Source organism: Dactylosporangium sp. NPDC005572, from assembly GCF_040605515.1.
GTDB lineage: Bacteria > Actinomycetota > Actinomycetes > Mycobacteriales > Micromonosporaceae > Dactylosporangium.
In genome coordinates, this window is sequence record NZ_JBEXCY010000081.1 from 20,904 (window position 1) to 46,222 (window position 25,319).

Annotated in this window: 23 protein-coding genes, 1 pseudogene and 1 riboswitch; of the genes and pseudogenes, 13 read left to right on the forward strand and 11 right to left on the reverse strand. The window is 73.6% G+C overall.

Annotation, left to right across the window (positions count from 1 at the left end):
• The first annotated feature begins 44 nt into the window (after window positions 1–44).
• A complete protein-coding gene (locus tag ABZS66_RS31945) occupies window positions 45–1,061 on the forward strand; it encodes a hypothetical protein (protein ID WP_354764178.1) in 1,017 nt (338 codons plus the stop codon).
• On the opposite strand, the gene ABZS66_RS31950 is transcribed toward ABZS66_RS31945, so the two are convergent.
• The 3 genes and pseudogenes from ABZS66_RS31950 to ABZS66_RS31960 form a co-directional block, all read right to left on the reverse strand.
• Window positions 1,021–1,563, reverse strand: coding sequence for a class I SAM-dependent methyltransferase (locus ABZS66_RS31950; protein ID WP_354764180.1), 543 nt, complete (start codon window positions 1,561–1,563; stop codon window positions 1,021–1,023). The genes ABZS66_RS31945 and ABZS66_RS31950 overlap by 41 nt on opposite strands.
• 442 nt (window positions 1,564–2,005) lie before the next feature.
• Window positions 2,006–2,755 carry a nucleotidyltransferase domain-containing protein gene (locus tag ABZS66_RS31955; protein ID WP_354764223.1) on the reverse strand — a complete coding sequence of 250 codons (750 nt, stop codon included), beginning with the start codon at window positions 2,753–2,755 and terminating at the stop codon, window positions 2,006–2,008.
• A 120-nt stretch (window positions 2,756–2,875) separates the two neighbouring features.
• Window positions 2,876–3,520 (reverse strand): annotated as a pseudogene (locus tag ABZS66_RS31960) (nucleotidyltransferase domain-containing protein); the annotation flags it as partial.
• Window positions 3,521–3,553: 33 nt separating this feature from the next.
• Window positions 3,554–3,657, forward strand: a riboswitch (glycine riboswitch).
• 75 nt (window positions 3,658–3,732) lie between these two features.
• Here ABZS66_RS31960 and gcvP point away from each other — a divergent pair.
• On the forward strand, window positions 3,733–6,558 hold the full coding sequence (gene gcvP / locus ABZS66_RS31965) for an aminomethyl-transferring glycine dehydrogenase (RefSeq protein WP_354764182.1): 2,826 nt from the start codon (window positions 3,733–3,735) through the stop codon (window positions 6,556–6,558).
• Window positions 6,559–6,601: 43 nt separating this feature from the next.
• Here the strand turns inward: gcvP and ABZS66_RS31970 are convergent, their stop codons facing one another.
• On the reverse strand, window positions 6,602–6,811 hold the full coding sequence (locus ABZS66_RS31970) for a DUF5999 family protein (protein ID WP_354764184.1): 210 nt from the start codon (window positions 6,809–6,811) through the stop codon (window positions 6,602–6,604).
• Window positions 6,812–6,943: 132 nt separating this feature from the next.
• Here ABZS66_RS31970 and ABZS66_RS31975 point away from each other — a divergent pair, with 132 nt between their 5' ends.
• Window positions 6,944–8,134 carry a chorismate-binding protein gene (locus ABZS66_RS31975; protein ID WP_354764186.1) on the forward strand — a complete coding sequence of 397 codons (1,191 nt, stop codon included), beginning with the start codon at window positions 6,944–6,946 and terminating at the stop codon, window positions 8,132–8,134.
• On the opposite strand, the gene ABZS66_RS31980 is transcribed toward ABZS66_RS31975, so the two are convergent.
• Window positions 8,109–8,765 (reverse strand): hypothetical protein, encoded by a 657-nt coding sequence (locus ABZS66_RS31980; protein ID WP_354764188.1) that lies wholly within the window; start codon window positions 8,763–8,765, stop codon window positions 8,109–8,111. The genes ABZS66_RS31975 and ABZS66_RS31980 overlap by 26 nt on opposite strands.
• A 122-nt stretch (window positions 8,766–8,887) precedes the next feature.
• Between ABZS66_RS31980 and ABZS66_RS31985 the strand changes: the two genes are divergently transcribed.
• The gene (locus ABZS66_RS31985; RefSeq protein WP_354764190.1) at window positions 8,888–10,123 is read left to right on the forward strand and encodes an MFS transporter; all 1,236 of its coding nucleotides are present in this window, start codon (window positions 8,888–8,890) and stop codon (window positions 10,121–10,123) included.
• Between the two features lie 19 nt (window positions 10,124–10,142).
• On the opposite strand, the gene ABZS66_RS31990 is transcribed toward ABZS66_RS31985, so the two are convergent.
• Window positions 10,143–12,164, reverse strand: a complete 2,022-nt coding sequence (locus ABZS66_RS31990; protein ID WP_354764192.1) for a prolyl oligopeptidase family serine peptidase — start codon at window positions 12,162–12,164, stop codon at window positions 10,143–10,145.
• 105 nt (window positions 12,165–12,269) lie between these two features.
• Here ABZS66_RS31990 and ABZS66_RS31995 point away from each other — a divergent pair, with 105 nt between their 5' ends.
• Window positions 12,270–12,857 carry a TetR/AcrR family transcriptional regulator gene (locus ABZS66_RS31995; RefSeq protein ID WP_354764194.1) on the forward strand — a complete coding sequence of 196 codons (588 nt, stop codon included), beginning with the start codon at window positions 12,270–12,272 and terminating at the stop codon, window positions 12,855–12,857.
• Here the strand turns inward: ABZS66_RS31995 and ABZS66_RS32000 are convergent.
• Window positions 12,840–14,168 (reverse strand): NAD(P)/FAD-dependent oxidoreductase, encoded by a 1,329-nt coding sequence (locus tag ABZS66_RS32000; RefSeq protein ID WP_354764196.1) that lies wholly within the window; start codon window positions 14,166–14,168, stop codon window positions 12,840–12,842. The two genes, ABZS66_RS31995 and ABZS66_RS32000, sit on opposite strands and share 18 nt — an antisense overlap.
• A 92-nt stretch (window positions 14,169–14,260) precedes the next feature.
• On the opposite strand from ABZS66_RS32000, the gene ABZS66_RS32005 reads away from it, so the two are divergent.
• From ABZS66_RS32005 to ABZS66_RS32020, 4 genes are all read left to right on the forward strand, one after another.
• The gene (locus tag ABZS66_RS32005; RefSeq protein ID WP_354764198.1) at window positions 14,261–15,271 is read left to right on the forward strand and encodes a hypothetical protein; all 1,011 of its coding nucleotides are present in this window, start codon (window positions 14,261–14,263) and stop codon (window positions 15,269–15,271) included.
• Window positions 15,272–15,281: 10 nt separating this feature from the next.
• Window positions 15,282–16,964: a hypothetical protein gene (locus ABZS66_RS32010; RefSeq protein WP_354764199.1), complete on the forward strand. Its 1,683-nt coding sequence runs from the start codon at window positions 15,282–15,284 to the stop codon at window positions 16,962–16,964.
• Between the two features lie 82 nt (window positions 16,965–17,046).
• On the forward strand, window positions 17,047–17,667 hold the full coding sequence (gene ribA, locus ABZS66_RS32015) for a GTP cyclohydrolase II (protein ID WP_354764201.1): 621 nt from the start codon (window positions 17,047–17,049) through the stop codon (window positions 17,665–17,667).
• 10 nt (window positions 17,668–17,677) lie between these two features.
• Window positions 17,678–18,136 (forward strand): MarR family transcriptional regulator, encoded by a 459-nt coding sequence (locus tag ABZS66_RS32020; RefSeq protein WP_354764203.1) that lies wholly within the window; start codon window positions 17,678–17,680, stop codon window positions 18,134–18,136.
• 292 nt (window positions 18,137–18,428) lie between these two features.
• On the opposite strand, the gene ABZS66_RS32025 is transcribed toward ABZS66_RS32020, so the two are convergent.
• Entirely contained in the window at window positions 18,429–19,367 is a 939-nt protein-coding gene (locus ABZS66_RS32025; protein WP_354764205.1) for a winged helix-turn-helix domain-containing protein, read from the reverse strand.
• Between the two features lie 65 nt (window positions 19,368–19,432).
• On the opposite strand from ABZS66_RS32025, the gene ABZS66_RS32030 reads away from it, so the two are divergent.
• A complete protein-coding gene (locus ABZS66_RS32030) occupies window positions 19,433–20,413 on the forward strand; it encodes an aldo/keto reductase (RefSeq protein WP_354764207.1) in 981 nt (326 codons plus the stop codon).
• A gap of 24 nt (window positions 20,414–20,437) precedes the next feature.
• Here ABZS66_RS32030 and ABZS66_RS32035 read toward each other — a convergent pair whose 3' ends face one another.
• Entirely contained in the window at window positions 20,438–21,076 is a 639-nt protein-coding gene (locus ABZS66_RS32035; protein ID WP_354764209.1) for a helix-turn-helix domain-containing protein, read from the reverse strand.
• Window positions 21,077–21,174: 98 nt separating this feature from the next.
• Between ABZS66_RS32035 and ABZS66_RS32040 the strand changes: the two genes are divergently transcribed.
• Window positions 21,175–21,879: an SDR family NAD(P)-dependent oxidoreductase gene (locus tag ABZS66_RS32040; RefSeq protein ID WP_354764211.1), complete on the forward strand. Its 705-nt coding sequence runs from the start codon at window positions 21,175–21,177 to the stop codon at window positions 21,877–21,879.
• Here ABZS66_RS32040 and ABZS66_RS32045 read toward each other — a convergent pair.
• A complete protein-coding gene (locus tag ABZS66_RS32045) occupies window positions 21,861–22,676 on the reverse strand; it encodes a serine hydrolase domain-containing protein (protein WP_354764213.1) in 816 nt (271 codons plus the stop codon). The genes ABZS66_RS32040 and ABZS66_RS32045 overlap by 19 nt on opposite strands.
• A 10-nt stretch (window positions 22,677–22,686) precedes the next feature.
• A complete protein-coding gene (locus ABZS66_RS32050; protein WP_354764215.1) occupies window positions 22,687–24,300 on the reverse strand; it encodes a glycosyl hydrolase family 18 protein in 1,614 nt (537 codons plus the stop codon).
• Between the two features lie 108 nt (window positions 24,301–24,408).
• Here ABZS66_RS32050 and ABZS66_RS32055 point away from each other — a divergent pair, with 108 nt between their 5' ends.
• Both ABZS66_RS32055 and ABZS66_RS32060 read left to right on the forward strand, forming a co-directional pair.
• Complete coding sequence (locus ABZS66_RS32055; protein ID WP_354764217.1) at window positions 24,409–24,945, forward strand: PadR family transcriptional regulator; 537 nt, start codon at window positions 24,409–24,411, stop codon at window positions 24,943–24,945.
• The coding region (locus tag ABZS66_RS32060) for an ATP-binding cassette domain-containing protein (protein WP_354764219.1) at window positions 24,942–25,319 on the forward strand (378 nt) is incomplete at its 3' end. The genes ABZS66_RS32055 and ABZS66_RS32060, both read left to right, overlap by 4 nt.

Below are 25,319 nucleotides of genomic sequence, written 5' to 3' on the forward strand. Positions count from 1 at the left end.
GCCTCGTGGAGGCGCAGCGCTGCGGGCCGGTAGCGTGCGGCGGCATGAGGTTCTCGGTGGCTCTTGTGGCGGTCATCGTACTGGCGGGCTGCGGTGGGCCGCCAGCCAAGTTGCAGGCCCTGGGCGCGTCGTCACCTTCGGTACCGGCGAGCTCACCGCAACCGTCGGCCGGGGCGTCCTCGTCGTCCGGCGCTCCCGCCTCGGGCGGGCCGTGCACGATCTTCCCGGCCGACAACGTGTGGCACGCCGACGTCTCGAAGCTGCCGGTCCACCGGGACTCCGCCGCCTGGGTGACCAGCATCGGCGCCACGGCGAAGGGCCACCCGGACTTCGGCACCGCGTACGGCATCCCCGTCACACCGGTCCCGGCCGGTCAGGCGAAGGTGAAGGTGTCGTTCGAGTACGCCGGCGAGAGCGACCCGGGCCCGTACCCGATCCCGCGCGACGCCCGGATCGAGGGCGGCGCCTCGTCCGACGGGGACCGGCACGTGATCCTCTACGACGCGGCCGCCTGCAAGGCCTACGAGCTGTACGCCGCCCGTCCCAACGGCGACGGGTCGTGGAAGGCCGGCTCGGGCGCGGTGTACGACCTGCGCGGCAACAAGCTTCGCAAGGCCGGCTGGACGTCGGCGGACGCGGCCGGCCTGTCCGTGCTCGCCGGGCTGGCCCGCGCCGACGAGGCCGCGGCGGGGAAGGTCGACCACGCGATCCGCTTCACGGCGCCGAAGACCCGCAAGGGGTACATCTGGCCCGCCCGCCACGCCGCGAGCTCCTCCACCGACGCCGCGCTGCCGCCGATGGGCGCGCGCTTCCGGCTCAAGGCCTCGGTCGACATCTCGCGGTTCCCGCCCCAGGCGCGGGCGGTCGCCCAGGCCCTGAAGACCTACGGCGCGATCCTCGCCGACAACGGCTCCCCGTGGTACTTCACCGGCACCCAGGACGCGAAGTGGAACAACTCGCAGCTGGACGCGCTCAAGACGCTGAAGGGCTCCGACTTCGAGGCGGTCGACGCGTCGCTGCTCATGGTCGAGGCGGACTCGGGTCGTTGCCGGAGGCTTTGACAGCGGCAGCGGTACCCCGGGAGGCCAGCAGGCCGACGGTGAGGTCGCCCGCGGCGGGGTGGTAGGAGTGGTCGACCACCCACCGATCGGTGATCGCCGCCGCGATCCGCGCGATCGTGGCCCCGTCCACGTACAGCTCGTCAGGGGCCTTCTCGGCCTCCGGACGGTACGCGCTGAGGAACGTGGCGGCGGCCGCCCGCGCGGAATTGTCGTACATGGCCTCCAGAATGGGGAGGAAGTAGAGGGGGTCGTCCGGGTCCTGGAACTGGAAGATCCCACTGGCGAACACGTAGTCGTAGGTGCGCTCCGGCCGGAAGTCGAGGTCGACCAGGCGGACGTCCGGCACACCGCGGCTCGCCGCCAGCTCGACCATGCGCGGGTCGATGTCTGTCCCCACGTAGGTGAACGGGAGGTCCAGTTTGGTGAGGTGGAAGTAGAGGTCGCCGGGGCCGCACCCCCAGTCGAGGACGGTGCCGCCGGCGAAGGCGGTGGCGCGCAGCAAGGCGTCGAAGCGGATCCGCTGCAGCGCGGCACTGCCCCAGCCGGCCAGCCGCCAGGCCGGGTCGACCCCGCCATGGGAGGCGGGCCCGCCGTACGGGCCGACGGCGGTCCCGCCCGCGACCCCCTCGGATGTGCCACTGCCGTCGGATGTGCCGCGGTCCGGCGCGGACGGCCCTTCCCCTGGGTCGCCGCCACCGAAGAGCTCGTTATGGAAGGCCGTGATCGCCTGCGCGCGGCCGGATGTGGCGCGGCCGGGGGCGGGTGTGGCCTCGCCCGGGCCGGGCGTGGGCCTGTCCGGGCTTCGCGTGGGCTCGCCTGGGCCCCGGGCGGGCTCGTCTCGGCCGCGGGCGGGCTCGCCTGGGCCTCGGGCGGGCTTGTCTGGGCCCCGGGCGGGCTTGTCTGGGCCCCGGGCGGGCTCGTGCGGGGTGGGCGGGGTGGCGGGGTCAGGCATGGCCCAGGCGGGTTCGGATCAGGAGGGCCTCCAGGGCCTCGCCGGCCGACGGGGTCGCGGGGAGGGGCGAGGCGTCGCGGGCCGACTCCAGCGCCGCCGTCAGGGACTCCACGTCGTCGGTCAGACGGTCGCGGCTGACCAGGTCGGCGGGGAGGAGGCGGTGCTCGCCGGCCTTCTTGGCCTCGATCATGTCGGCGACGTACGGGAGGGTGGCCAGCGGGCGGAGGTCGGCCTGGAGCTCGCCGGTGTGCATGAGGTGGATGCCGGTGTGCAGGACGCGCAGGGTGTACAGGGCCGGTTTCAGCTCGCCGGTCTGCTGGAAGAGCCTCCACTGGCCGGCCGCGAAGCCCAGGTAGTGGTGGGCGTGGCGGGAGGTCACGCAGTGGCGCGACAGGGCGGCCAGCTCGTCGTGCAGCTCCGAGGTGCGCACGACCAGGGGTGACAGCAGCTGCTCCAGCACGTAGCCGTTGGGCTTGAGCAGCAGGCGGACGAACTTCGCGAGCTCCTGGGCGACCACGTCGAGCTCCATGCCCTCGCGCTCGCCGCCGACCTGGACGGTCTCCGGGCCGGTGTGCAGGCCGACGACCTCGGCGAGCGGGAGCAGGTGGCAGGCGCGCAGGTCCAGGTCCGAGTCCACCGACGCGAAGCCGTACAGGTGGGCGCCGCTCACCGTCGCGAACACCACCGGGTACGCCAGCTCGTCGACCACCTCGCCGGCCCACCCCGGCACGCCCGCCTCCACCGCCGCCGGAGAGAGCTTCGCAGGGGAGGAAACCGCCGCGGTGGCGGGCGCCGTCGTGGCGTGTGCCGGCTGGGTGGCCGGTGGGGGCGCCGTGCCGGTGGCTGAGTGCGAGCGGGCCGCCACCAGGAACGACTCCGCGGTGGTGCGGTCGGGGTCGTCCGGGAGGGGGGTCGAGGCGGCGGCGGACTCCAGGTCGGCCTCCAGGGTCGACGCCAGGGCCGCGAACCGGTCCCAGGACAGGTCGCCGCGGCGGATCGACAGGAGCTCGTCGCGCCACGGTGTGACGTCCACCAGGATCTCGCCCTCGGTCAGGACGTGGGCGCCCGCCCGCAGGAGGCGGGCCATGTGCATCGCCTGCTTCCAGCGCACCTGGCCGGTCTTCGCGCGGGTCGACGTCAGCTTGGCCAGCTGGTCGCGCGCATAGTCGCCGTACGTGCGCGCCGTGCGGCGCGACAGGAACGCGCCGCGGATCGCCAGCAGGTCGCGGCCCACCGGCGTCACCCGCTCCACCAGCGGGGACCACAGGCACTCCAGGACCGTCGGGTTCGCCGCCAGCGCCAGGGTGCAGGCGCGCTCCAGCTCCCAGCTGAACTGCTCCGGCAGCGGGCCCTCCACGTGCGTCGGGGGCTTCTGCAGGGGCCAGAAGGAGCGGGTCGGGGCCTGGAACACGCCGCGGCGGTCGGTGTCGGACGACTCACCCGCCAGGCCGTACGCGCGGGATCCGACGATGGCGGAATAGATCGTGTGCGACGCCACGATGGTCAGATCATGCACGGTTGGTAGCCTAGGGGTGCCGGCAATACCCGCGCGGGAGAGATCGCTGTCCCAGCACCAGCAGACGGCGGCGCCGAAGGGGCAAATCCTCCCCGGAACCTCTCAGGCAGAAGGACCGCGACGGGTTGGCACCTCTGGAGTCTGCAGTGCCTGCGACAGAGGGGGAGGGCCATTGTCCCTGCCCCGAAGAGACCCAGAAGAGTGTGGCTATGACGACTTTCGCCAGCCGGCACATCGGACCCTCGCCCGACGAGCAGGAGCGGATGCTCAAGACCGTCGGGTACGAGTCCGTGGACGACCTGATGGGCGCCGCGATCCCCGGTTCGATCCGCTGGCACCAGGGGCTCGAGCTGCCCCCCGCCGCCTCCGAGGCCGAGGTGCTCGGCGAGCTGCGCGCCCTCGCCGCCCAGAACCGGACCCTGGTGTCGATGATCGGCCTGGGGTACCACGGCACCCACACGCCGCCCGTGATCCTCCGCAACGTGCTGGAGGACCCGTCCTGGTACACGGCCTACACCCCGTACCAGCCGGAGATCAGCCAGGGCCGCCTCGAGGCGCTGCTGAACTTCCAGACCGTCGTCGCCGACCTCACCGGGCTCGACGTCGCCGGCTCGTCGCTGCTCGACGAGGCCACCGCGGCCGCCGAGGCGATGACGCTGGCCCGCCGCTCGTCGAAGGTCAAGGCCGACGTGTATGTCGTCGACAGCGACGTTCTGCCGCAGACCCTCGCCGTGCTGAGGACCCGCGCCGAGCCGCTGGGCATCGAGGTCCGGGTCGTCGACCTCACCGCCGAACGCCTCCCCGAGGCATATTTCGGACTCCACCTGCAGTATCCGGGAGCGTCGGGCGCGGTCCGCGACCACGCCGACATCACCGCGCAGGCCCACGCGCAGGGAGCGATCGTCACCGTCGCCGCCGACCTGCTCGCGCTGTGCCTGCTGCGCGAGCCGGCCGCCATCGGCGCCGACGTCGCCGTGGGCAGCGCCCAGCGCTTCGGCGTGCCGATGGGCTTCGGCGGGCCGCACGCCGGCTACATCGCCGTGCGCAAGGGCCTGGAGCGGACCCTGCCCGGCCGCCTCGTCGGCGTGTCGAAGGACGCCGGCGGCGCCCCCGCGTACCGGCTCGCCCTGCAGACCCGCGAGCAGCACATCCGCCGCGAGAAGGCGACCAGCAACATCTGCACCGCGCAGGTCCTGCTCGCCGTGGTCGCGAGCATGTACGCGGTGTACCACGGGCCCGAGGGCCTCCGCGAGATCGCGGCCCGCACCCACGGCATGGCCACGCGGCTCGCGGCCGCGCTGCGCGCCGGCGGGATCACCGTCGAGCACGGCGCCTTCTTCGACACCGTGACCGCGGTCGTTGCGCAGCGGGCCGACCAGATCGTCGAGGCGGCCGCCGCCCGCGGGGTCAACCTGCGCCGCGTGGACGCCGACCGGGTCGCGATCGCCTGCGACGAGACGACCACGTTCAGCCACCTCCGCGACGTCCTCGCGGCGTTCGGGGCCCCGACGCACGTCGACGAGGACGTCGCCGAAGCCGTTCCGGCCGGGCTGCGCCGCGCGTCGGACTACCTGACCCACCCGGTGTTCAGCAGCCACCGGTCGGAGACGGCGATGCTGCGGTACCTGCGGAAGCTCTCCGACAAGGACTACGCGCTCGACCGCGGCATGATCCCGCTCGGCTCCTGCACGATGAAGCTCAACGCGACGGCCGAGATGGAGCCGATCACCTGGCCGGAGTTCGCGGACGTGCACCCCTTCGCGCCGGCCGCGCAGACCCAGGGGTACCGCCGCCTCATCTCCGACCTGGAGCGCTGGCTGGCCGAGGTGACCGGCTACGACGCGGTCAGCCTGCAGCCCAACGCCGGTTCGCAGGGCGAGCTCGCCGGTCTCCTGGCGATCCGGGCGTACCACCACGAGCGCGGCGAGGCGCAGCGGGACATGTGCCTGATCCCGTCCAGCGCCCACGGCACGAACGCCGCGAGCGCGGTGATGGCGGGCATGCGGGTCGCCGTCGTCGCCTGCGACGAGCTGGGCAACGTCGACCTCGCCGACCTCGACCGCAAGATCGAGCAGCACGCCGACCGGCTCGCGGCCATCATGGTCACCTACCCGTCGACCCACGGCGTCTACGAGGAGGGCATCTCGGCGCTGTGCGCGAAGGTGCACGAGGCCGGCGGTCAGGTCTACGTCGACGGCGCCAACCTCAACGCGCTGCTCGGCTTCGCCAAGCCGGGGAAGTTCGGCGCCGACGTGTCGCACCTCAACCTGCACAAGACGTTCTGCATCCCGCACGGCGGGGGCGGGCCGGGCGTCGGGCCGGTCGCGGTCCGGGCCCACCTCGCGAGGTTCCTGCCGTCGCACCCGTTCCTGAGCGACGACGCGCCGGTCGGGCCGGTGTCGGCGGCGCCGTGGGGCTCGGCCGGCATCCTGCCGATCCCGTGGGCGTACCTGCGGCTGATGGGCCCCGACGGCCTGACCAAGGCCACCGCGACCGCGGTGCTGGCGGCGAACTACGTGGCGGCCCGGCTGCGCGAGCACTACCCGGTGCTCTACACCGGCAGCGCGAGCCTCGTCGCGCACGAGTGCATCCTCGACCTGCGGGGGATCACCCGGGCGACCGGCGTGTCGGTCGCCGACGTGGCCAAGCGGCTCATCGACTACGGCTTCCACGCGCCGACGATGTCGTTCCCGGTGGCCGGGACGCTGATGGTGGAGCCGACGGAGAGCGAGGACCTCGCGGAGCTCGACCGCTTCTGCGACGCGATGATCGCGATCCGGCGGGAGATCGACAAGGTGGCGGCGGGGGAGTGGCCGGGGGACGACAACCCGCTGGCCAACGCGCCGCACACGGCGACGGTCGTGACGGCCGACGTGTGGGAGCACGCGTACCCGCGGTCGGTCGCCGCGTACCCCGCGGGCGTCGATGCCGCGGCGAAGTACTGGTCGCCGGTGCGCCGCATCGACGACAGCTACGGCGACCGGAACCTCGTCTGCGCGTGCCCTCCGGCATCCGCCTTCGAGGAGTAGGGGTTACGAAGCGTGCTGGCCTGATCGCTACGGTGTGTAGCGGTCAGGCCGCCTCGACCAGGATGTGCGGGGCCGGGCCGCGGTGCGGCTCGATCACGCTGCAGTCGGGCAGGAGCTCGCCCGTGTCCTCGAAGAAGATCACGCCGTTGCACAGCAGGCTCCACCCCTGTTCGGGGTGCGCGGCCGTGACGCGTGCGGCTTCGCGGTCGGTGTCGTCGGCGGTGGGACAGGCTGGTTGGTGCTGGCAGAGCATCGGGGGTCTCCGATTGAGAGGTTCAGTTGAGGCCTGTGTGGTTCTTCACATGACCAGTGATGCACGCTACTACGGCCAACGACACGATTCCGAACACGTCACGGCACAACTTGGGGATAATCCACCCTTCGTATGAGCACATTAGGTCCGGTCGTCGGGTACCGGCCCGGGTCGGTGGATCTTCACCCGCCCGGGCTACCAGCCGCGTGTCGTGCACATCTATGGGAGCGCTCCCGGCTCGAGTGGCATTCCCGGGACGGTGGCGACCCTCTTCGATTGCTCTGCGACTTCCTGGCGTCACACGGCGTTCAGATTTCGGACGTTTCGGGTTCGCTCTGCGTGACCGACCGATCGGTGTGTGGGGCGGCCGTACTCCTGTCGCCACCCTCCGTGACCGCATCGCCGGCCCCCGGGGTGCCCGCAATGGTGGCCGTCGTCTATGAGCACCGTCACAGTGTCGGGATGGAAGTTGCACGCCGCCCGGGTGCCGTGCGGGGGCCGTGGACGCCGAGTTGGACGCCCGGGGAGCACGCCGCCGCGGTCCAGGAGGTCCGGGAGGCGATCGGCCGCGGCGACGTCTACGTCGTCAACCTCGTCGGGCACACGAGCGCACCGTTCGGCGGGGACCCGCGCGAGGCCCTGCGCAGGGTCGCGGGCCTGCCGGGGGCCCGGTACGGCGGTGTGCTGCACGGCGAGGGCTGGTGGGTGGCCTCCGCGTCACCCGAGACGCTGATCGAGGTCGCCGGCGGCCGGGCGGTCACCCGGCCCATCAAGGGCACCCGCCCGGCCACCCCCGAGGGGCGCGCCGAGCTGCTCGCCTCGGCCAAGGAGCGGGCCGAGCACGTCATGATCGTCGACCTGGAGCGCAACGACCTCTCCCGGGTCGCCCGCACCGGGTCGGTCCGGGTCGACGAGCTGTTCGCCATCCGCCGCTGGTCCGGCCTCTGGCAGGCCGAGTCCACCGTCAGCGCCGAGCTGGCGGACGGCGTCGGCCTGGCCGAGCTCCTCGCCGCCGTCTGGCCCGGCGGCTCGGTCACCGGCGCGCCGAAGCGCGCCGCCGTCGACGTCGCCACCCGCCTCGAACCCGTCGGCCGCGGGCCGAGCATGGGGGCGTTCGGCTGGATCGGTCACGACCGGACCGGGCACCTGACCGTGGATCTGGGGCTCTCCATCCGTACCGTCGCCATCGCCGGCGGCCGGGCCCACCTCTGGGCCGGCGGCGGGATCGTCTGGGACAGCGACCCGGTGGCCGAGGTGGCCGAGGCCGCCGCCAAGACGGCCCCGCTCAAAGCCGCGCTCAGTGGTGGTCGCGCCGCAGGGTGACCTGGAACGCCCGCTCGGCCGGCCCCGGCTGCCCGGTGAACGACGCGAAGAGCGTGCACGACAGCGGCGCCTCGAGCGTGCGGACCGCGTGCGCGATGAGGTACGGCGAGTCCCAGTGCACCCGCGGCAGCTCCTGGCTCGGCCCGAAGCACGCGTCGAGCTCGGCCCGGGTCAGCGCCGGCTCGGCGAAGCGGATCTCCACCGTGGACAGGCCGGCCCGCTCGTTCATGCACAGCTGCAGCCACGCGGTGCCGGGCGGGCTCGGCTGCACGAACAGCCGGCCGAAGTCGTCCTGCGTCGGCGCCGGCAGCCCCAGCAGCGCCGCCACCTCGGCGGCGTGCTCGGTCGTCACCCCGCAGATCCGCCGTGCCCACGTCCACAGCAGGTCGGTCGTCACCGGACGCGCCACGAGGTCCAGCAGATGCGACGGTACCGGCGGGCGCCGCCACACCGGCGGCCAGTCGTCGAGGTCGACCAGCTCGGCGCCGTCGACGAGCAGCGTGTAGAGCGGCTCGGCCGGGAAGTCGTTGACCCGCACCGTCAGGCTGCGCCCGTCGACCTCGGCGTGGTAGGGAAACTCACCGTCGCCCGAGTGCTCCCACCGGATGGGAGTGACGGTCAGATCGCGCATGACTGGGATCCTCACAGCGGCAAACGGTCGCCGACAGCGTATGGCCTGTCCGCAAGGCCACACTTGAGGCCGGTCACAGTCGGCACACTTCCGGGAGCCCAGCCGATAGCGTCGGGATCGCCATGCGCCGCTACCTGATCTGGGCCGTCGGGCTCGCCGCCTACGTCGTCGCCGTCTTCCACCGCTCCTCGCTCAGCGTCGCCGGGGTCGCGGCCGCCGAGCGCCTCGGGGTCGGCACGGCCCTGCTGGCCATGCTGTCCGTGGCCCAGCTCGCCGTCTACGCCGGCATGCAGATCCCGGTCGGTGTGCTGCTCGACCGGTACGGCTCGCGGCGGCTGCTCGCCGCCGGCGGCCTGCTCATGGTGGCCGGCCAGGTGCTGTTCGCCTACGCCGAGGACCTCGGCCCCGCGGTCGCCGCCCGGGTGCTCATCGGCGTCGGCGACGCGATGACGTTCATCAGCGTCCTGCGGGTCGTCGCCCTGTGGTTCCCGCCCACGCAGAACCCGCTGCTGGTCCAGCTGACCGGCATGATCGGCCAGCTCGGCGCGCTGTCCAGCGCCGCCCCGCTGGTGTTCCTGCTGCACCAGGCGGGCTGGACGGCGACGTTCCTCGGCGCCGCCGGCCTCGGCGCCGCGGCGGTCGCGCTGGTCGTCACGGCGCTGCGGGACGCCCCGAAGGGGGTGTCCACGGTGCCGCCCGCCGAGCTGGGGCTGCGCGACTCGTGGGCCGAGCCCGGCACCCGGCTGGGCCTGTGGACGCACTTCGTCGCCCAGTTCTCCGCGAGCGTGTTCGCGCTGCTGTGGGGGTACCCGTTCCTGACCCAGGGCGAGGGCCTGGCCCCGCAGACGGCGGCGCTGCTGCTGTCGCTGCTCACCGTCGGCGGCATCGTCCTCGGGCCGGTGGTCGGGCAGTTCTGCGGGCGCCTGCCGTACCACCGCTCGACCCTCGTCCTGGCGATCGTGGGCAGTTCGGCCGTCGCGTGGGGCGCGGTGCTGCTGTGGCCCGGGCGGGCGCCGCTGTGGCTGCTCGTCGTGCTGGTGCTGGTGCTCACCGTGAACGGCCCCGGCTCGATGATCGGCTTCGACTACGCCCGCTCGTTCAACCCCGCCGCCCGCCTCGGCGGCGCCACCGGCATCGTCAACGTCGGCGGGTTCGTCGCGTCGATCCTGCTCATGGTCGCCATCGGGGTCCTGCTCGACCTGCAGACCGCCCCGGGCGAGGCCCACCCGTCGCTGGGCGCGTTCAAGTGGGCCTTCGCGGTGCAGTACCTCCTGTGGGGCTTCGGCGCCGTCCAGGTCTTCAAGTACCGCCGCACCACCCGCCGCCGGGCCGCCACGGCCGCACTCGCCCCGGCCTAGCCCCTCACCCCGACCCTCGTCAGCGACTGAGCGTCCGCCACAGGAACTCGAAGGCGAGGGCCCACTTGAACGCGAGCTGGGCGTTGTCCGCGGCGCCGCCGTGGCCGCCCTCGATGTTCTCGTAGTACGTGACGTCCTTGCCCTCCGCGCGCAGCAGCGCCACCATCTTGCGGGCGTGGCCGGGGTGCACCCGGTCGTCGCGGGTCGACGTGGTGATGAGCACCGGCGGGTACGGCACGGCGGCCCGCACGTTCTGGTACGGCGAGAACAGCCGCAGGTAGGCCCAGTCGTCCGGGTCGTCGGGGTCGCCGTACTCGGCCATCCAGGACGCACCGGCGAGCAGCAGGTGGTACCGCTTCATGTCGAGCAGCGGCACCGCGCACACGATCGCCCCGAACAGCTCCGGGTAGCGGGTCAGCATCACACCCATCAGCAGGCCGCCGTTGGAGCCGCCCTCGATGCCGAGCTGCGCGCGGGTGGTGATGCCCCGCTCGACCAGGTCGGCGGCGACCGCGGCGAAGTCCTCGTAGGCGCGCGGCCGGAGCTCGCGCAGCGCGGCGCGGTGCCACTGCGGGCCGTACTCGCCGCCGCCGCGGATGTTCGCCACCACGTACGTGCCGCCGCGGGCCAGCCAGCCGCGGCCGACGATCGCGCTGTACGCCGGGACGCGGGACACCTCGAACCCGCCGTAGCCGCTCAGCAGTGTCGGCCCGGGCCCCGCCTCCGGCCGCCCGACGACGAAGTAGGGGACCTGCGTGCCGTCGGCCGAGGTGGCGAAGAACTGGCGTGTCGTGATGCCGTCGGCGTCGAAGTACGCCGGACCCTGCTTGAGGATCGTGGGGCCCGCGCCGCCGAGGACACCGTGGCGCAGCGTCGGCGGGAGCGTGAACCCGCTGGAGAGCAGCAGGTACTGGTCGTCGGTGTCGGCGTTGGTGTGCCACACGTCGGTCTGGCCGAGCTCGCTGCCCAGGACCGTGCGCCGCCACTGCCCGGCCTCGTGGGTGAGCAGCTCCAGGCGGCTCTGCACGTCGGCGAGCAGCACCAGGATGAGGCCGCTGCGGGTCCAGTCGGCGTAGCTCAGCGACGTGTGCGGGTCGGGGGTGAACAGCACGGTGAGGTCGCGCCCGCCGGCCAGGTAGTCGTCGAGGTTCGCTACGAGCAGCGAGCCGGCCGGGTGGGTGACGCCGGCGACCGGCCAGTCGGTGCGGACCCGGATGAGCAGCCACTCCCGGTGCACGTCGACGCCGGCGTCGTCGGGCACGTCGAGCTCGGTGAGGTCGCCGTCGCGCAGCAGGTGCCGCCGGGCGTGGAAGAAGTCGGTCGAGCGGCGGATGACCGCCCGGTGCCCGGGGGCCGACGGGTCGGTCGAGGCGCGCACCGACACGTCGTCGGCCTCGCCCTCGAAGATCAGCTCGGCGTCGGTGAGCGGGGTGCCGCGCTTCCACCGGCGGACCTGCCGCGGGTAGCCCGACGACGTCATCGAGCCGGCGCCGGTGTCGGTGCCGACGTAGATGTGGTCCTCGTCGATCCAGCTGACGTCGCTCTTGGCCTCCGGCAGGGTGAAACCGTCGGTGACGAACTCCAGCGCGACGAGGTCGAACTCGCGCACCACGGCCGCGTCGGCGCCGCCCCGCGACAGCGAGACCAGGCAGCGCCGCTCGCCCGGGCGCAGGTAGTCGGCACCCTGCCAGACCCAGTTCTCGCCCTCCGCGGCGGCGAGCGCGTCGAGGTCGAGGACGGTCTCCCAGCGCGGCTCGGCGCTGCGGTACTCCTCGAGGGTGGTCCGCCGCCACAGGCCGCGCGGGTGCTCGGCGTCCTTCCACAGGTTGTACACGCGCTCGCCGTGCCAGGCGATCATCGGGATGCGGTCGTCGGCGTCGAGGACCGTCCGGATGCCGTCGCGCAGCCCGGTGAAGCGGTCACCGCCGGTGAGCGCCGCGGTCGTCTCGGCGTTGCGGGCGCGGACCCAGGCCAGGGCCTCGTCGCCCGCGACGTCCTCCAGCCACAGGTACTCGTCGTCCGGGGTGATCGTCTCCGTCATCCGATCAGTCTGACCGAGCGGGGACCCGTTCGCCCACCCTGTCCGGTGTACCGCTCGGCAACCTGAACATTTTGCGCGACGCGCAGCGTTTGTAGGCTGGACAGTATGGGGCTCCGGGAGCGCAAGAAGCAGGCCACGCGCCATGCCCTCGCGCTGACCGCCCTGCGCCTGGCCGTCGAGCGCGGCTACGACCGCGTCCTCGTCGAGGACATCGCGGCCGAGGTCGGCGTGTCGCCCCGCACCTTCAACAACTACTTCGGCGGCAAGGCGGAGGCGATCTGCGCCCTGGCCGTGCACCGCTCGGAGCGCATCGGCGACGCCCTGCGCGCCCGTCCGGCCGGCGAGCCGCTGTGGACGGCGCTGCGCGAGGCGGTGCTCAGCGAGCTCGGTGCCGGCGGGGTCCCGGCGGACCTGCCGGACCGGGTCTGGATCGAAGGCCTGCGGCTGGTGGTCACGACGCCGGCGATGCAGGGGGAGTACCTCCGCGCGCAGGCCGCCACGCAGGAGGCGCTGGCGGCGGCGATCCGCGAGCGCCTCGGCGACGCGGTCCCGGACGACCTGCTGCCCGAGGTGCTGGGCGGCGCGGTGGCGGCGGCCTGCGGGGTGGCGATGCGGCGGTGGCTGTGGTCCGACCCGCCGGTCGACCTGGGCGACCTGTTGCGCCGGGCGCTCCTGCTACTCGAGCGCTCGTAGTGCGTCCTCGATGCCGCGGTGGAACGTCGGGTAGGCGTAGATCATGCTGCGCAGCGTGTCCACCGGTACCGCCGCGTGCACGGCCACGGCCAGCGCCGACAGGACCTCGCCGCCGACCGGCCCGGCCGACGTGGCACCGACGAGCACGCCGTCGGCGGCCACGAGCTTGATGAACCCCTCGTTGCCGGCCTTGTGGATCCAGCCGCGGGCGGTCGACGGTACCTGGGTCATCCCCGTCCGCACGGCGAGCCCGCGCTCCCGGGCCTGGGCCTCGGTCAGGCCGACGGCGCCGATCTCGGGGTCGAGGAAGGTGACCCGCGGCGTCGCCCGGTAGTCGGCCGGCGGCCCGTCCTGCCCGAGGATGTCGCGGACGGCGATCCCGGCCTGGTACATCGCCATGTGCGTGAACAGCCCGTGGCCCGTGACGTCGCCGACGGCCCACACCCCGTCGCCGGCCCGCATCCGCTCGTCGACGGCGATGAACCGCTGCCGGTCGAACCCGAGCCCGGCGGGCACGTTGGCCCGGCGCCCGGTGGCGACGAGCAGCCGCTCGGCGGTGACGCCGGGCCCGTGCAGCGTGAAGCCCGTCCCGTCGTGGCTGACCCGGTCGACCGTCGCCGAGGTGTGCACGACGATCCCGTCGCGCTCGATCGCCTGCCGGGCCAGCGCGGACGACTCGGGCTCCTCGACGGCGAGGAGCCGGTCGAGCACCTCGACGACGGTGACCCGCACCCCGAACCGGGCGAAGGCCTGCGCGAGCTCGAGCCCGACGGCACCCCCGCCGAGCACGGCGAGCGACTCCGGGAGCGTCTCGGCCCGCAGCGCTTCGCGGTTGGTCCACAATGGAGTACCGCCGAGGCCGTCGACCGGCGGGATGGCCGGCTCGGTGCCGGTCCCGATGACGAGCGCCCTCGCGGCCGTGAACTCCCGGTCCCCGACGGCGACCGTCCGCGGCCCGGTGACGGTGGCCCACCCGCGGACGAAGATCCCGCCCTTGCCGGTGAACCGCTCGACGGCGACGGTGTCGTCCCAGTCGTCGGTCGCCTCGTCCCGGATCCGCCGGGCGACGGGCGCCCAGTCGGCCTCGACGCTGCTGCTCCCGGCGAGCAGCGGCACCCGCCTGGCCTCGGCGAGCGAGTTGGCCGCCCGGATGATCATTTTGCTCGGCACGCACCCGTAGTAGGGGCACTCACCCCCGACGAGCCGCCCCTCGATCCCGACCACCCGCAGCCCGGCCTCGGCCAGCCTCCCGGCGACCTCCTCGCCCCCGACCCCGAGCCCGACCACGACGACATCCACCTGCTCGGCCATGTGACCCACCCTAGTCGGGCCGCCGATCATCCATCCCCGTTACGGCCGCTTCGTTGATGTGCCGCCGACGGCGGCGGCAGCACCATGGCGTCATGGCTCCGGCACGGCGAGTCGTCACCGGTCTGGCCGCCACGGTCGTGGCGGCCGGGCTCGCGGCACTCGCCTGGTACCTCTGGAGCCAGGGCCTGCAGCGGGCCGACCAGCTCGGCAGCGCGCTGGGGCTGGTGGTCGCCGTGGCCGCGCTGCTGGTCACCGCCCTCGGCGTCTGGCAGGCGCGGCCGCCCCGGCGGGACGGCCCGGTGCCGCCCGGGGGACAGGCGAGCGCCAGCGGGCGCGGCAACATCGTCGTCAACGGCGACGGCAACTGGATCGGCTCCACCCCGCCGGCGCCGCCGTCGCGCTGGCCGCTCGTCGTCCTCGCCGTGGTCCTGCTGGTCGTCGCGGCGGCCGGGGCGGGCTACGTCGTGTACCGCCAGCGGGGCGTGCCGGTCGCTGTCGACGTCCTGGTGAACCCGACCGTCGACGTCGACGACACCATCGGCGGCGCGGTCGTCCCGGTGCCGATCGGCGAGGTCGGCGACCTCTCCGGCGGCGCCGTCGACCTCGGCACCGCGCTGCACGACTACGCCGCCCGCACCGGCGGGGCGGACACCGACCGCACGATGCTGCGCCTCACGCTGCAGGGGCGCACGGATGCCCCGGTGGCGCTCACCGTCGGGGTCCGGGTCGTCGAGCGGCACCCGGTGCAGGAGGGCACCCAGCTGTACATCGGGCCCACCGGCGGTGGCGACGTCATCCCCCGGGACGTGCGCGTCGACCTGGACGCGCCGCAGCTCGCCCCGCGGTACTTCGTCCGGGAGCAGGAGGTGGCCGCGCCGCTGGTGCTGACCCTCGTCAAGGGCGAGTCCGAGGTGGTGGACCTGCGCGTGAGCGCGGCGAAGGCGCTGTACCACTGGGTCGCCGAGCTGCACCTGGTCGTCGACGGTGAGCGCAGCACGATCCGGATCGACGACGGCGGGCATCCGTTCCGCACCAGCGGCCGCGGCGGCGGGCCGAGGTACCGGTTCGACAGCACGACCTGGACCGTCATGGCGACGCCCTGAGGTGCGCGCCGTGGCCGCCCGGATCGTCGCGTTCCTCGCCGCGCTGGCCGTCCTGGCCGCGGTGGTGGCCGGTGACGCGCCACGGTTACCTTTGCTCGAGCAGCAGTACCTGCCGGGCAGCGCGCCGTCCGACGCCGGCTGGCAGCCGTCGCTGGCGCCGCCGGCGGCCCGGCTGGCCTATGCGGCCGGCGACGGGATGTACATCATGCCGTTCGGGGGCCGCTCCGTCCGGGTCGCGGGGTTCGTCGAGCTCACGGCGACGCGGCCGCAGCAGGACTTCGCGACGGAGATCGAGTGGTCGGCCGACGGGCGGTACCTGGCGTGGAGCCAGCAGCTCATGGACGACCCCGGCTACGAGGACCAGATGCGGGCCGACCGGCTGGTCACCTGGACGCTGCTGGACACCGCGACCGGCCGCCGCCGGGTCTGGAGCGATCCCGCGTCGTTCGTCTTCCCCCTCTACGGCGACGAGATGGCCTTCGTGGGGGACCGGTTGCTGATCTGGTCGGACGGCCACCTCGTGGTCGCCGGCATGACCGAGGACCCGGGTGACGCCGTGTCGTTCCCGGCGCTGAGCGAGAGCCGGGTCGTCGGCGCGACCGGTGCGGCGCTCATCGTCCGGCAGGACGAGCAGTTCGTGCGGATCCTGCCCGCCGGCACCGCGGAGCCGGTGGGCCGGGTGGCCGGCGAGATCGTCGCCGCCCGCTACGACCCGCGGGCGGACCGGTTCGCGCTGGTCCTGCGGGAGCGGCACAGCGACTGCGACTGGTCCGACACCGTCGCCGTCGCCACCGGGGACCTCTCCGACGCGGCCCCGCTGCGCATGCCGCCGCTGCCGGACGGGCAGCGATGGCACGCCGGGTCGCGGTCGCTGCGGTTCGCCGCCGACGGCTCGGTCGACGCACTGCTCACCCGGGACGTCCAGGTGTGCGGGGACGTCCGGTCGGATCAGGTCCACCTCCACCAGCGCGGCGACGACCTCGTGCCGGACCCCGCGTTCACCGGCGCCGACGCCACCGCCGGGATCGCCGTCGTCGCGGGCGGCTACCGGGTGGTGCAGCCCGCCTTCGGGCCGTCGGACGAAGCCGTGTACGTCCCCGCCCGCTCCCTCACCGTGTACGGCCCGGACGGCCAGGCGTCGACGGTCACGCTCGGCATCGTCGGGCAGGTGTGGGACGTGAGCGCGGCCGGCTCGTCCGGCGGCTCACCGCGCCCCTCGGTGGCCCCGCCGGCGGTCGACGCCCGGAACCTGACCTATCGCACCACGTGCGGCGGCCTCACCCGTACGGCGTTCGACGTGACGGTGCGCACCGGCCACGGCGAGGCCGTCGGGCCGGACGGCCGGCCGTACCGGTTCACGGTCGGCGCGACGGCCGCCGGCGACCTCACCGGGGACGGCCGGCCGGAGACCGTCGTGGTGCTGGTCTGCGCGCCGGCGGACGCCAACTTCGGCGGCTGGGACCTCCAGGTCGTCGGCGGCGACGGCGCCGCGCTGGCCGGCATCGTCGTGGATCCGCTGCCGGAGGCGCTGTACCCGGCCGTGGACTGGGCGCACGGCGAGCTGGCGATCCGCGATCGGCGCCTGAGCCTCGGCGTCCTGTACTACGGGCCCGACGACTGCCACGCCTGCGGGCCGTCCATCCACCGCGTGCTGGAGTGGCGGTGGGACGGGAGCCGGCTCGTGGCCGTGTGAGTCAGGTCATGGGCGGGTTTGTTGAAGTTTCAAGATCTGCGAGAGATGCTGGTCCGTGAAACTTCAACAACTGGGGGCTGGCATGGCGGAGGTTCGGACGCGGGTCAGCGTGCCGGTGCGGTTCGCGGACGGGTACTCGACGACCGCGGAGGTCTTCACCTTCACCGGGCTCGCCGACGGCAAGGAGCATCTCGCGCTCGGGCTGGGGGACTGGCGGGCCGCGGCGGCCGCCGGGCGGGCGCTCGTGCGGCCGCACAGCGAGTGCCTGACCGGCGACGTGTTCGGCAGCGAGCGGTGCGACTGCGGGCCGCAGCTGCGCGAGGCCGTGGAGCGGATCGCGGGCGAGGGCGGCCTGCTGCTGTACCTGCGGCAGGAGGGGCGCGGCATCGGGCTGTACGCGAAGCTCGACGCCTACGCGCTGCAGGACGCCGGCCTCGACACGTACGCGGCCAACGTCGCCCTCGGCCGGGGCGAGGACGAGCGCGACTACACCGCCGCCGCGCAGATGCTGCTGGCGCTCGGGGTCGACCGGGTCCGCCTGCTCACCAACAACCCCGACAAGGCGCTGCAGCTCGACGCGCTCGGCGTCGACATCGTCGAGCAGGTGCCGACGGGCGTGCACCTGTCGGCGGCGAACGTGCGGTACCTCACCTCGAAGCGCGACCATACGCGCCACACGCTTGAACTCCCGCTCGCGGGCTGATGATGGTCCCGTGACCGACGAACCGCGCTGGCTCAGCGGCCCCGAGCTGCGCACCTGGCTGAACCTCACCCAGGTGCTCATCCAGCTGCCCGCCGCCCTCGACCGGCAGCTGCGCGACGACACGGGCATCCCGCACGCGTACTACCAGATCCTGGCGATGCTCAGCGACCGCCCCGGCCGCTCGATGCGGATGACCGACCTGGCCCGCGTCGTGGGCACCACGACGAGCCGCCTGTCCCACGCCGTGACGAGCCTGGAACAGCGCGGCTGGGTCCGCCGCAGCGCGTGCGTCACCGACCGCCGCGGCCAGGTCGCCGAGCTGACCGACGAGGGCATGGCGGTGCTGGAGGCGGCGGCCCCGGGCCACGTGGCCGAGGTCCGCCGCCTGGTCTTCGACCACCTCACCGAGGCTGACGTCGCCCGCCTCCACGAGATCACCGCCAAGCTGCTCCCAACACTGAACGACTAGCTCCTGCCCCACGAAGGCCACACCGCAGCAGCAGACGCGGTGTCCACGACCGTTGACCGGATGCACGGGCCGCGCGGTGACACGCGCGATCTTGGACTTTTGGTCCCGAATTTGTCCCCTTTATCGGATATTTCCAGGACCATAACTCCAAGATCGACGCGACTCGCGGCGTGGGGCGCGCGGCGGGGCGAGGCGAGGGGCGAGGTGCGCCGCGGTGCGAGGCGAGGCGGGGCGCGGTGCGAGGCGCGCGGGGCGGTGCGGGGCCGGCCCGGTGAGCGGTGGTGGCGCCGGGCTAGCCCAGGTCGTGGAGGCGGTCGCCGAGGTCGGTTCGGCGGTACAGCAGGCGCCGGCCCGTGCGGGCGCCCACCGCGAGCCCCGCGTCGCGCAGCGCGGTCAGGTGGTGTGACGCCGTCGCCGGGGCCAGGCTCAGGGCCGCGGCCACGTCGCCGGTGCTCGACGGGACCGTCAGCAGTGCCAGCACCGCCGCCCGCGTCGCGCCCAGCAGGCCGGCCAGCGCCGCCGGCGGTGGGAACGGGGACGCCCACAGTGCGCCGTAGGCCGTCGGCGGGTACCACAGCGCGCGCCCCGCGCCGGACTCCACGACCCACGCGTGCGGGCCGGCGAAGCCCGACGGGAGCAGTGCCAGGGCATGCCCGTCGAGGGACCACGGCGGGTGCTCGCCGTCCTTGATGTAGTCGAGGCGCAGCGCGTCGGGATCCCACCGCAGGCGCGGGTGGAGGTCGGCGAGCAGTGACCGCGGGCCGTGCGCGGCCGTCAGCTGAGCCCGCGCGGCGATCTCCGCCTCGGCGGCCGACCGTAGTCTGGGCCAGACCGGCGCGACCGCGATCTGATGATACCGCTGGATCTCCCGCACGAGCGAACCCAGCACGCCGGCCGGGTCGTGCGACGGTACGCCCGCCGCCGCGAGCTCGGCCTCCACGCGCGCGAGCGGCGTCGCCGCGATCCGGCGGAGCTCCTCGGACAGCCGGGGCCGCGGCGTCGTGGGCACCGGCGTCAGGAAGTTCGGCACCACACCGGTCGGCGGGTCGAGCACCGCCCAGAACGTGCCGAGCCCGGCCCGCGCCACGTCGCCGGCGACCCGTTCCCGCCACGCCGCGAACGGCCACGCCGTGCCCCGCAGCGCGAACGAGCTCGTCACCACCTCCGCCATGGGCGAGTGCGCGAACCGCACCCCGAGCAGGTCGGCGGCGCTCAGCTCAAGCCGTTTCACCCGTCCATTCGACCACGTTCGAACGCTTCGCCACGCTCCGCGGACGGCCCGTACGGTGCGGCCCCATGGAGTACACCACCCTCGGCCGGACCGGCCTGACCGTGAGCCGGCTGTGCCTCGGCACGATGAACTTCGGCTGGCAGCTCGGCGAGGCCGACAGCCACGCCATCCTCGACCGCGCCCTCGCCGCGGACGTCAACTTCGTCGACACCGCCGACATGTACGGCGCCCGCGACTACGAGGGCACCAGCGAGCAGTACATCGGCAGCTGGTTCGCCCGCACCGGCCGGCGCGACGAGGTCGTCCTGGCCACCAAGGTCTACCAGCCGATGAGCGACCGGCCGACGGACCGGGGCCTCTCCGCGCGCCACGTCGTCATGGCGTGCGAGGCCTCGCTGCGCCGGCTGCGGACGGACCGCATCGACCTCTACCAGATGCACCACGTCGACCGCAGCACGCCCTGGGAGGAGGTCTGGCAGGCGTTCGACGTCCTGGTGCAGCAGGGAAAGGTGGTGTACTGCGGAAGCTCCAACTTCGCCGGATGGCACCTGGCGGCGGCGCAGGCGGCGGCCGACCGCCGGGGCTCCCTGGGCCTCGTGTCGGAGCAGCTGAAGTACAGCCTCCTGACCCGCCACGTCGAGCTCGAGGTCGTCCCGGCCGCGGTGGAGCTCGGCATCGGGCTGCTCCCGTGGTCCCCGCTCGCCCAGGGCCTGCTCTCGGGCGCCCTGCGCAAGGAGCGCGAGGCTGCCCCGGGCCGCACCACGACCCACGCCGCGCCCCGCGTCGACGAGCACCGCGCGGTCCTGGAGCGCTACGAGCGGCTCTGCGCCGACGTCGGCCTGGAGCCGACCACGGTCGCCCTCGCGTGGCTGCTGTCCCGCCCCGGCGTCACCGCCCCGATCATCGGCCCGCGGACCCCGGACCAGCTGGACCTGGCGCTGAAAGCACTCGACACCGTCCTGGACGCCGAGACCCTGGCCCGCCTGGACGAGCTGTTCCCGCCGATCGGCAAGGGCGGCCCGGGCCCCGAGGCCTGGGCATGGTGAAGGCGGGGCGCCCGGGACGGTCCCTCAGCGGGACCTCAGGGCGAGGGACGTCATGGCCTCGTGGAGCTGGGGCTCGGTCAGCGGCGGGACCGGGAGCGGGTGGGCGGCGGCGGGCCGCAGGCCGTCCAGGAGCAGCGCAAGGGCGCGGCGCCACACCTGCGGGGCGACCCCGGCGGTGGCCCGCACGACCATGGACGTCGACCACATGAGCAGCGGCAGGTCCTCGACGGTGAAGTCGGCGCGCAGCGCGCCGGCCGCGTGGGCGCGGGCGACGATCTCGCGGACGAAGTCCAGCTGCGCGTCACACAGCGCGGTCAGCTCCGCGGCGTCCGGGAACCGGCGGGACATCGCGTCGTCGAGGGCCGGGTCGCTCGCCTGCAGCTCGCACATCCGCACCACGTAGCCCACGAAGCCCTCCCACGCGTCGGCGCAGGCCAGCGCCTCGGTGCGGGCGGCCTCCAGGCGGGCCGCGATCAGGCCGGGCATCACCGCGTCGATGAGGGCGTCGCGGCCGGCGAACCGGTTGTACAGCGTGCCGGGGCTCACGCCGGCCCGCCGGGCGATCTCCTCCAGCGGCGCGTCCAGGCCGCGCTCGTGGAACACCTCCACGGCGGCCGCCGTCAGCCGCTCCAGGTTGCGTTGCGCGTCCCGCCGCAGTGCCACCCCGCCGCCACCCCTAACTTGACGCATACCTCAACTTATTTGCTACGCTCGTCCGGCAGAACTTGAGGAGAGCATCAACTTTCTCGGAGGAGTATCGCATGTCCAAGGTCATGGCCGTGTTCGGCGCCGGTACCGGGCTCGGCGAGGCGGTCGCGCGGGCGTTCGGGCGCGACGGGCACCGGGTCGCCCTCGTCGCCCGCCGCGCCGCACCGCTCGAGGAGCGGGCCGCCGCGCTGCGCGCCGAGGGGATCGAGGCGGCCGCGTTCCCGGCCGACCTGTCCGACCCCGACGGCGTCCCGGCCCTCGTCGCCGCGATCACGGCGCGGCTCGGCGACATCGACGTCGTGCACTACGGGCCGGCGCCGGCGGAGCGGTTCACGGCCGCCCGGGAGCTCGACCCGGACCGGCTGCGGCGCTACCTCGACCTGTACACCCACACCCTCATCGCCGTCGTCCAGCAGGTGCTGCCGGGCATGACCGGGCGCGGCGACGGCGCCGTCCTCGTGACGCAGGGCGTGACGGCGGTCCACCCCCGCCCGTTCCTGAGCGGCTTCGGCCCGGCGATGGCCGCGACCCGCAACTGGCTGGCCGCGCTGCACGGCGAGGTCGCCGGCCAGGGCGTCCACGTCGGCACGCTCAACGTCGCCGCGATGATCGCCGGCAGTGAGGGCCACCGCATGTTCCTGGCCGACGGTGCCGCGGCGGGCGTCCCGACGGTCGACCCGGCGTTCCTGGCGGGTCTCTGGCAGCGGGCGTACCGCGACCGCGACCGCTTCGAGGAGACCTACCCCGCGGCGGGGTGATGCTCGTCGAGCACGGCGTCGGACAGCGCCGGCCAGGCCTCGGCGGCCCAGTCGCCGAAGTTGCGGTCGGTCAGGCAGGCGAGGGCCAGGCCGGCCACCGGGTCGACCCACAGGAAGGTGCCGGTCTTGCCGAAGTGGCCGAACGTCGCAGGGGAGTTGCGGGCGCCCGTCCAGTGCGGGGACTTGCCGTCGCGCAGCTCGAAGCCCAGGCCCCAGTCGTTCGGGTCCTGACGGCCGAAGCCCGGCAGGACGCCCGAGACACCCGGGAACTGCACCTGCGTGGCCTCCGGCATGAGGTCCTGGGCCAGGGTCGGGCGCAGGAGCTCCTCGGCCAGCAGGGCCAGGTCGGACAGCGGGCCGACCGCGCCGGCCGCGGGGGAGCCCGCCAGGCGGGTGGCGCCCATGCCGAGCGGGCGCAGGACCGACTCGGTCATCAGCTCGGGGAACGTGCCGCCGGTGCGGGTCAGGACGAAGTCGGCGAGCAGTTCGAAGCCGCGGTTGGAGTACACCCGCTTGCGGCCGGGGGCGGCGAGCTGCTGGTCCTCGTCGAACGCGATGCCCGACGTGTGGGCGAGCAGGTGGCGGACCGTCGAGCCCGCCGGGCCGGCGGGCTCGTCCAGGGTCACGTCGCCGCGGTCGACGGCGACCAGCACCGTCAGCGCGGTGAGCAGCTTGGTGACCGACGCCCAGGGCAGCGCCACGTCCGGCCCGGTGCGGTCGCGGACGCCGTCGGCGTCCACGACCGCTACCGCTGCGGTGTCCACGGGCCAGGTCTTGACGATGTCGAGTGCGCTCACCCGACTGAACCTACGGCAAGGCGTTGAGGAACGGCTCGTGGGCGTTCATGAACTCCCAGCCGTAGTACCGGTCCCAGTTGATCGACCAGGTCATCAGGCCGCGGAAGGCGGGCGTGGTGCCGCCGCGCAGCGTGTACGAGCCGCAGCCGGTCCCCTTGACCAGGCAGTTGACCGCCGCCTGGACGACCGCCGGTGCGACGTAGCCGTTGCCGGCGCTGACCGCGGCCGGCACGCCGAACGCGATCTGGTCCGCCCGCAGGCCGGGGAACGTCTGGCCGGTGTTCGCGACCGGGAAGCCGGCCTTGAGCATGTCGGTCATCGCGATGTGGAAGTCGGCGCCGCCCATGGTGTGGTACTGGTTGTCGAGCCCCCAGATCGGGCCCGAGTTGTAGTCCTGGACGTGCAGGACGGTGATAGCGTCGCGCAGCGCGTGGATGACCGGCAGGTAGGAGCCGGCCCGGTTGTCGCCGGCGCTGGTGCCGCCGTAGAACTGGTAGCCGAGCTGCACGAAGAACGTCTCCGGCGCCATGGTGAGCACGAACTTGGTGCCGTAGCGGGTCTTCAGCGTCTTCAGCGCCGAGATGAGGTTCACGATCACCGGCGTCGTCGGGTTGCGGAAGTCGCTGTCGCCGGCGTTGAGGTACAGCGAATGCCCCTCGAAGTCGATGTCGAGCCCGTCGAGGCCGTACTTGTCGATGATCGCCGACACCGAGGACACGAACGCGTCGCGGGCCGCGGTGGTGGTGAGCTGGACCTGGCCGTTCTGGCCGCCGATCGAGATCAGCACCTTCTTGCCCTGCGCCTGCTTGGCCTTGATGGCGGCGATGAACTCGGCCTCGGACTCGACGTTCGGGCACTCGGCGACCGGGCACTGCCGGAAGCGGATGTCGCCGGACGTGACGCTGGTCGGCTCGCCGAAGGCCAGGTTGATGATGTCCCAGGCGGCCGGGACGTCGGCCATGCGCACGTAGCCGGAGCCGTTGGCGAAGCTGGCGTGCAGGTAGCCGATGAGCGCGTGCTTCGGCAGCCCGGTGACCGGCGGCTGGCTGGTGGAGGGCGACGGCGAGGTGGACGGCGACCGCGAGGGCGACGGCGAGACCGACCGGGACGGCGAGGGCGAGGCCGTGGTCGGTGAGGCGGTCGGCTGGCCGCCGGGCCCGTCGAGGGCGATGTCGTCGGCGTTGTACGCCCCGGTGCCGTACCAGCCGTGCACGAACACCTGCACCGAGGTCTGCCCGGCGGTGGTCGTGAACGGCACGGTGAGCTTGGCGTAGGCCGACGTCGTCGTCCAGGTCGACGCACCGCCGGTCACGCCGAGGTACACGTAGCTGCCGCGCACCCAGCCGGACAGCGTGTAGGCGGTGTTCGGCTGCACGGTCACGGTCTGCGTGCAGTTGGCGTTGTCGGAGGCGGTGGCGTTGCCGTTGAGCGCGTACGAGCCGGAGTGCACCGGCGTCGTCACCGCACCCGACCCGCTGCCGGTGCACGACCAGCCGCTGAGGTTGCCGCTCTCGAACCCGGGGTTGGTCAGCAGGTTCGCGGCGTAGGCGTTCGTTGTCACGAGAAGGGCGGCGGCCAGGGTGACCACGGCGCCGGCGGCAAGCAGGATGCGGTTGCGTTTCATGGACGGACCTCCATGGACGGTGGCCGCCATTATTAGGTTTGTTAACTGTTTTTGTCTACACCGAAGACACCTTGACGGCCGCTATTCATCCGGTGAATAGTGGTCGGCATGTCAGCGCCGTTCGTGCTCCTCGGGCTGCTCGCGGGTGGCCCGCGGCACGGCTACGACCTCAAGCACGCCTACGACCGGACCCTGCCGCGGGCCAAGCCGCTCGGGTTCGGCCAGGTGTACGCCACCCTCGGCCGGCTCGAGCGGGACGGCCTGGTCAGCCAGTCCGGCCAGGAGCGCGAGGGCGGCCCGGACCGCACCACGTACGCCCTGACCGAGGACGGCCGGGAGAAGCTCGCCGGGTGGCTGGCCGCCGTCGAGGAGCCGGCGCCGCACGTGGCCAGCGCCCTGCTCGCCAAGGTCGTCGTCGCGCTGTTCGCCGCCGGCCCGGAGCAGGCGCTCGCCTACCTCGCCGCGCAGCGCCGGGCGCACGTCGACCGGCTGCGCGAGCTCACCCGGGCCAAGTCCCAGCCCGGCGTCACCGTCGGCGACGTCATCGCCGCCGACTACGCCATCGCCCACCTCGACGCCGACCTGACCTGGCTCACCGCCACGATCGAGCGCGTCGCCCAGCCACAACCGGGGGAACTCTCATGATCCTTTCCGCGCGGGGGGTGGTCCGCTCCTACGGGCCGACCCCGGCCGTCCGCGGCGTCACGCTCGACGTCGCCGAGGGCGAGATCCTCGCCAACACCGGCCCCAGCGGCTGCGGCAAGTCGACCCTGCTGCACTGCCTGGCCGGGATCATCCGGCCGGACGCGGGCGAGGTCACCTTCCTCGGCCAGCGCGTCGACCAGCTCTCCGAGGCCGCCCGCTCCAGGCTGCGGCGCACCAGGTTCGGCGTGCTGTTCCAGTTCGGGCAGCTCGTCGCCGAGCTGTCCGCGGCGGAGAACGTCGCGCTGCCGCTGCTGCTCGCCGGCACGGGGCGGCGAGCAGCGCGGACGGCGGCGCTGGCGTGGCTGGACCGCGCC